The following is a 6,970-nucleotide window of genomic DNA, read 5'->3' on the forward strand; positions in this document are numbered from 1 at the left end:
CATATTCAAATCCTGTTTGTACACCTAGCAGGGTGAGTTTAGCTACCGGAATGAATGTGGCTAGGCATAGAATTACAAACTGGACCAATGTAAAAAAAGATACTCCCACTGATTATCCAGATAGTGTGATGACTCCACCAAATTGGAATTTCAACGGATTGAGTACTGCTCCTGGTATTGCAAACTCAGTTGTAGCTACGCCATTACCCATGCTTTTAAAACAAGCTGGTTATTATAATATCCATTGCGGTAAGGCACATTTTTCGCCTTATGGCACACCTGCCTCTAATCCCTTGACTATTGGATTTGATGTAAATATTGCGGGCTCTGCTGCGGGGCATCCGGGTAGTTTTTTGGCTAAAGATTCTTACCGTAATAATCCAAATGATACCCTGTGGGCCGTGAAGGGGCTCGATAAGTATATCGCTCAAGGATTAAATCTCACCGAAGCTTTAACGAGAGAAGCTATTGCCACTTTGGAGGCCAATAAAAATAGCGGAAAGCCATTTTTCTTGCACATGTCACATTATGCAGTGCATGTTCCACTAAGTAAGGATGAGCGATTTTACCAACAGTATATTGATAAAGGAATTTCGGATACTGAGGCGCGTTATGCAGCCCTTGTGGAGGGAATGGATAAGAGCCTAGGGGATTTGATGGATTACCTAGAAAAAGAGGGCATTGTGGACGATACTTATATTTTGTTCCTATCAGACAATGGCGGATTGAGTTTAAGCCCACAAAGAGGAGGGGAGGCCCACACTCAGAATCTTCCCTTGAGGCAAGGTAAGGGCTCTCTTTATGAAGGTGGAATTCGCGTTCCTATGCTTGTTGCTGGTCCTGGGATTGCTCCAGCCACAACAAGCAAGCAATATGTAGGCATCGATGACATTTTCCCAACCCTAATGGAATTTGCGGGCGAGAAAAAATATAAAACCATACAAAAAGTGGATGGCAAAAGTATCGTTCCATTTTTGCATGATCAAAGTAAAATAGATTCTGAAAAGGTACTTTTATGGCATTATCCAAATAACTGGACCAATGTTAATTTAAAGGGAATATCTTGGGGAACAGCCTTACGCAAGGGCGATTGGAAGTTAATATATTTCCATAAGTATAAAACATTGGAGCTCTATAACTTGAGCGATGATATTAGCGAAGAGCATGATTTATCTGCAAAATATCCTGAAAAAGTGAAGGCGCTCGCACAATTAATGACTAAGGAGCTGAAATCTAAAAATGCACTAATGCCAACTTTTAAAAAGGATGGGAAACAGATTCCATGGCCAGATGAGCAATATCAACTGATGAATTTTTCAGCTAAAAACTAATATGCTTTTATTGACGGCAGAGTAGCTCAATAAGATCAGTATTCTTTGGGTATTCAGCCTTTAGTTTATCTGCCTTTGCCAATTCAAAATCATTAAAATCGAAGCCTGGAGCCACGGTGCAGCCAACGAATGAGTAATTGCCGGTGCTTTCGGAGGCAAACCATGCTCCGGCAGGCACAATGGCCTGATAAACCTCACCTTGATCGCTATTTTTACCTAATTTGATAAGTTGATATTCACCGTTTAAATGAAGCACATGAACATTCAAGCTTGCGCCTTCATAAAAATGCCAGCATTCATCACTTTTAATGCGGTGAAAGGCTGAAAAAAGATCTTTTAAGAGCAAAAAATAAATGGCTGTACTAATTGATCGAGCACCCGAAAATTGCTCTGGTAAAGCTGCGTGCGGAATATTTTCAGCAGACCTATAAGTCTCTTTATAATATCCACCCTCTGGGTGTGGTAAAAGTTGGTAGTGATTAATTAGCTTTTGGATCATGAGCATGTTTTTTACAAAAATGTGAATAATTAATTCTTTTAACCTAAAGAGCACATAAAAAAACCTCCAATCACTTAATTGGAGGTTTTTTGTGGACCCGGAGAGATTAGCTTGCGCTGATCATCTCCTAACCCGTGAAAGGAATCAAAAGCCAGCTTCACTACGCTCAGGCATTCTTCGCTGCATAAAAAAACCAAGCCTTTTAGGAATGGTTTTTTTATTTCGCTCAGCCTGCGGCCTGGCTTTTCATCATCAAGTGGACCCGGAGAGATTCGAACTCTCGTCCAAACATGGGACAAATTATGCTTTCTACGTGCTTAGCTGTTGTTTAATTGTCGGGAAGGGGAAGGTCAACCGCTTACCTGTACCTTCTTCCGTAGATGTTTTGTCTTACCGAGTTATCACACCATTAAACCCTGGCCAGTCCTGTTGTTCGATGCCCCTGGTGTCAGACTACAGAACAGAATCTGACGGAACAAAAGCTTACTTAATTCTAAATTAAGCAGCTAAGGCGTAGTTATTTTCGCCAATTGTGGTTTGAAAGTTCAGATTTAAGCGCTAATACTTACAATGCGCCGCATGCTTACATACCTATCTCCACCCTGTCAATTCCGGTCGGGCCCGATTTAGTTAATACAAAGATACGAAATATCAAACATATCCTCATGAAAATCAGTCAACGCGACCTGGATAAACCTCTAAAGCTTTCTCCAGGCAAATCATTGCTGCTTCCAAATCTTGCTTATTCAAAACGTATGCCAAACGTACCTCGTTCATTCCCGCGCCTTCAGAACTATAAAAGCCAGTCGCAGGGGCCATCATAACTGTCTGATTGTCATATTCAAACTCTTCCAATATCCATTGGCAGAATTTATCGGCATTATCAATGGGGAACTTTGCTACAACATAGAAAGCGCCACCTGGGTTCGGACAAAATACGCCATTAATGCTGTTTAAACGATTAACTAAGATGTCGCGACGCATGGTATATTCTTTGTTTACTTTTTCGAAATAGCTGTCTGGAGTATCTACTGCCGCTGCGCCAGCAATTTGTTCAACCATGCCTGGACTCAATCTCGCTTGTGCGAATTTTAATCCTGCAGCAATCACTTCCTTGTTTTTAGTAATTAAACAGCCTAAACGGGCGCCACATGCACTATAGCGCTTAGAAACTGTATCCATCACAATTACGTGCTGATCTAGGCCTTCAAGGTGCATCGGTGAAATAAACTCCTTACCATCGTAACAAAATTCACGGTAAGCTTCATCAGAAAACAGAAATAAATTGTACTTTAAGCAAAGATCTCTCAATGCTTCCAACTCTTGTCTGGAGTATAAATAACCGGTCGGATTATTCGGATTACAGATGATAATCGCCTTAGTTTTTGGAGTGATTAGTTTCTCAAATTCACTGATTGCCGGTAGGGCAAATCCATTTTCAATATGAGATAGAATCGGCTTGACCACCACATTACTCATGCAGGCAAAACCATTGTAATTTGCATAAAAAGGCTCAGGTATAATTATTTCATCACCCTCATTTACACAGGCTTGCATTGCAATGGTAATCGCCTCAGAACCCCCAACAGTAACTAATATCTGAGAAGGGTTAATAGTATAATTTAGTTTATTGTAGTATTCAGTCAGTTTACTGCGATATGCCAAAGTGCCCTCAGATGGGGTATAAGCCCATACATTGAAGTCGATATTTTTTATCGCGTTAAGCATTCCCTCAGGAGTTTCAATATCTGGCTGACCGATATTTAAATGATAAACCTTCTTACCTTCACTCTTTGCCTTATCAGCGAATGGAGTTAATTTTCGAATTGGGGAGGCGGGCATTTGCTGGCCTTTACTTGAGATTTCTGGCATGGAGCAAAAATAAAAAAAACCTTATGGCTTAGATTATATTTTTGATTTTATTTTCAAGAAAATAGGAAGCGTTTTTCAATATTCATTTAACGATTTGAATGCTGATTCTATTGAAATGATGGATTTTAAATTATCTAATTGTCATTTTACTGCAAAACTAAATCATTATTAAAATCTAAACATTATTTTTTTTGGCTTTTAAACCAGTTTATTAGATCTTTTTGTGGTTAAGTTATTGCAATAGTTTGGTAAAGCTATTGATAAGCAAATTATAATTTTGTGCTTTAATGTTCAATTACAGTTCGATTTTCTTATTTTTGTATTTAATTAAATCTATGATAAGATCCCAAACAATAGATAACTCTTTATCAGAACAGGAAGAATTAAGCTTTGAAGCTTTTAGAGGTCTAATCATAAGCGATTATAAAATCGCCTATGAGAGTCGTCAGGCAAGCCTCTTAGGCCGTAAAGAAGTCCTAACAGGTAAAGCTAAGTTTGGAATTTTTGGGGATGGTAAGGAAGTCGCTCAACTCGCCATGGCAAAGGCTTTTAAAGCCGGCGATTGGCGTTCTGGTTATTACCGTGACCAAACATTTATGCTTGCTGCAGGAATGTTGACTTTACCTGAGTTTTTTGCTCAATTATACGCCAATACAGATAAAGATGCTGATCCAGGCTCTGCTGGTAGGCAGATGAATTGCCATTTTTCCACCCGGCTTCTCGATGAGAACGGGAATTGGCTGGATGTAACAAAAACAAAAAACTCTTCTGCGGATATTTCACCTACTGGCGGACAAATGGGGCGTTTAGTGGGATTGGCTTTGGCATCTAAATTATTTAGGAATAACCCGGAATTAGACTATTTAAAGAATTTTTCAGTAAATGGTAATGAAGTTGCCTTTGGTACAATTGGTAATGCATCAACATCTGAAGGCATATTTTTCGAGTCGATTAATGCGGCAGGTGTTCTTCAAATACCTATGGCTGTTTCCATTTGGGATGATGGCTATGGTATTTCGGTTCCAGCTGAATATCAGACTACAAAACAAGATATCTCCGAGATTTTAAAGGGTTTCCAACGCGATGAAAAGGGCGAAGGCTATGAGATTTTTAAGGTTAGAGGCTGGGATTACCCAGGCCTATGTGAGACTTACGAGAAGGCTATTCGGGTTTGCCGCGAGCAACATATACCCGTAATGATACATGTAACTGAAATGACTCAACCTCAAGGCCATTCAACCTCTGGATCGCATGAGCGTTATAAAGATAAGTCTCGGATTGCTTGGGAAAATGAGTACGATTGCATGCTTCAAATGAGAAAATGGATGATTGAATCGGCCATTGCTACTGATGAAGAGTTAAATGAAATTGAAACTACTGCCAAAGTCTATATTCGTGACTGTCAGAAAAAAGCCTGGGCTGATTTTAACTCCTCCATGAAATTGGAGCTTGAAACGGTTCATCAAATTATATTAGGTACAAATCATCAGGAATTAATCAATCAAGTCAATGGGCTTAAGGTTAGCAGTGATGCTTCCCGTAAGGATGTGATAGGTTTGGTTAGGTATGCTTTGCGTGAGCTAAGAAATGACCCCTCTGATTCGAAGAAAAACTTACAAAATTGGTATGCACAGCAGCATGAATCTAATTTTGATCGATATAATTCTAAACTTTTTACAGATTCGTCAGAATCTCCTCTTCATATTAAAGGCTTAGCGGCAGAATATGATGATGATGCGATATTAGTTGATGGTAGAGAGATTTTAAATGCATGCTTTGATGCTAACTTTGCCCGTGATGCACGAATTCTTGCTTTTGGTGAGGATGTGGGTGCTATTGGGGATGTGAATCAAGGTTTTGCAGGTCTCCAAGCGAAGTATGGCAAAAAGAGGATTACCGATACTGGAATCCGTGAAATGACTATCATCGGACAAGGAATTGGTCTCGCCATGCGAGGTTTGCGTCCAATCGCTGAAATTCAATATCTAGATTATTTACTTTTTGCTCTAAATATTTTAAGTGATGATTTGGCCACATTGAGCTATCGCACCAAAGGAAGGCAAAAAGCACCACTCATTGTTCGTACACGCGGTCATCGTTTAGAAGGAATTTGGCATTCAGGTTCGCCTATGGGTGTGATTATTAACTCATTGCGAGGAGTTCATGTTTGCGTACCAAGAAACATGACTCAAGCGGCCGGAATGTACAATACCTTGTTAAAAGGAGATGAACCTGCATTGGTTATTGAGTGTTTAAATGGCTATCGACTGAAGGAAAAAATGCCCTCCAATATTGGCGAATTTAGAGTTGAATTGGGTAAGGCTGAAATTATTCGTGAAGGTTCTGATATGACGATTGTTACGTATGGTTCAACTTTAAGAATAGTAGAACAGGCGGCAGAAGAACTTGAAAAAATGGGTATTCATGTCGAAATTGTCGATCCTCAGACCTTCCTGCCTTTCGATTTGGATAAAATTTGTTCACAATCATTACGTAAAACCAATAAACTTTTGGTTGTTGGTGAGGATGTTCCAGGTGGTTCATCTGCATTTATTATGCAACAGATATTGGAAACACAAAACGGTTATCAATATTTGGATGGCAAGCCTAGAACTTTAACAGGAAAGCCACACCGTACACCATATGGTTCGGATGGTGATTATTTTAGTAAACCTTCAATGGATGATGTGATGGAGATTGTTTACGAAATGATGAATGAAAGTGCGCCAGCTAAGTTTCCTGATTTGTTTTAAAGATTACTCTACTATGGCCCTCTGGTCGGTTTAACCACCGTGCCAGTGGCTTCCGTGTATTCGCCACTGCACCAACCATCCCTTATCCACCAATATCTTTGTCCTCTGGTCGGTGTTGTCACCGTACCAGCCTCATTCCTACCAGTCACCCTAGCAGCCTATCCCTAGTCTACCGGCTTTTGGAAGGCGATATCATAGTGGTACGGTGAAAACGGACTACAGGGTAGTTCGATGCAGCTAGTATCGGGCAAGATATATGTAGCAGATGTCCTCTGGTCGGTGTTGTCACCGTACTAGCTTCATTCCTACCAGTCACCCTAGCAGCCTATCCCTAGTCTACCGGCTTTTGGAAGGCGATATCATAGAGGTACGGTGAAAACGGACTACAGGGTAGTTCGATGCAGCTAGTATCGGGCAAGATATATGTAGCAGATGTCCTCTGGTCGGTGTTGTCACCGTACCAGCCTCATTCCTACCAGTCACCCTAGCAGCCTATCCCTAGTCTACCGGCTTTT

The 6,970-nt window shown here is 40.4% G+C and carries 4 protein-coding genes and 1 other RNA gene; 2 read left to right on the top strand and 3 right to left on the bottom strand.

Annotated features, from left to right (window positions below):
- Positions 1-1,331: sulfatase-like hydrolase/transferase (locus ACILQF_RS08875; RefSeq protein ID WP_395627062.1), on the top strand; the 1,331-nt coding region annotated here is incomplete at its 5' end.
- 7 nt (positions 1,332-1,338) lie between these two features.
- Here the strand turns inward: ACILQF_RS08875 and ACILQF_RS08880 are convergent.
- The 3 genes from ACILQF_RS08880 to ACILQF_RS08890 all read right to left on the bottom strand — a co-directional run bounded on the left by ACILQF_RS08880 (position 1,339) and on the right by ACILQF_RS08890 (position 3,702).
- A complete protein-coding gene (locus ACILQF_RS08880; RefSeq protein WP_395627063.1) occupies positions 1,339-1,836 on the bottom strand; it encodes a cupin domain-containing protein in 498 nt (165 codons plus the stop codon).
- A 248-nt stretch (positions 1,837-2,084) separates the two neighbouring features.
- Positions 2,085-2,453, bottom strand: a transfer-messenger RNA (tmRNA) gene (ssrA, locus tag ACILQF_RS08885).
- Positions 2,454-2,502: 49 nt separating this feature from the next.
- On the bottom strand, positions 2,503-3,702 hold the full coding sequence (locus tag ACILQF_RS08890; RefSeq protein ID WP_395627064.1) for a pyridoxal phosphate-dependent aminotransferase: 1,200 nt from the start codon (positions 3,700-3,702) through the stop codon (positions 2,503-2,505).
- Positions 3,703-4,037: 335 nt separating this feature from the next.
- Between ACILQF_RS08890 and ACILQF_RS08895 the strand changes: the two genes are divergently transcribed.
- A complete protein-coding gene (locus ACILQF_RS08895) occupies positions 4,038-6,455 on the top strand; it encodes a thiamine pyrophosphate-dependent enzyme (protein ID WP_395627065.1) in 2,418 nt (805 codons plus the stop codon).
- The last annotated feature ends 515 nt before the right edge of the window (positions 6,456-6,970 follow it).

This window comes from Daejeonella sp. (assembly GCF_044232565.1).
GTDB lineage: Bacteria > Bacteroidota > Bacteroidia > Sphingobacteriales > Sphingobacteriaceae > Daejeonella.